This window comes from Vibrio sp. 11986-1-5, from assembly GCF_963878025.1.
Lineage (GTDB): Bacteria > Pseudomonadota > Gammaproteobacteria > Enterobacterales > Vibrionaceae > Vibrio > Vibrio injensis.
Genome location: NZ_CAWNVW010000029.1, coordinates 1 through 476, shown reverse-complemented (window position 1 = coordinate 476; position 476 = coordinate 1). Strand labels below are relative to the sequence as shown.

Genomic DNA, 476 nt, shown 5'->3' with positions numbered 1-476 from the left:
TTACATCCCTCATCGCAGTATTGCTGTATTTCATTGAGTAATCTGCCTACATGGAAGCCATCACATACGGCATGATGCACTTGAATTGCTAGTGGCATCAGAACGTTATCTCCCTGCGTATAATATTTACCTATTGTAAATACAGGGGCAAAGAAATTGTTTATATTCGCCACATTCAAGTTAAAACTGGTGAAACTTACCCAAGGATTTGCTGACACAAAAAACATATTTTCGATAAATTCTTTTGGAAAATAGGCTAGATTGTCACCGTATTGCGCTATATCTTCTGAATAAGTTTTCAAAAATTGATTGATATCTTTGTGGTAATAACTCCATAAAGATGAAAATGTTTCGGTCTGTTCATGAAAGATAGTGTACCCAGGGTTAACACTATCCCATATCACCAATTCCCCGTCTTTCATTGCCATGCGGAATTCTGCATGTTTATTTACCAATCGGCTAATGATGTATATAAA

At 36.1% G+C, this 476-nt stretch carries 1 protein-coding gene; it reads right to left on the bottom strand.

The annotated features are described in order from the left end of the window. On the bottom strand, positions 1-476 hold a 476-nt coding region (locus tag AACS00_RS07960; RefSeq protein ID WP_258306903.1), incomplete at both ends, for a CatA-like O-acetyltransferase.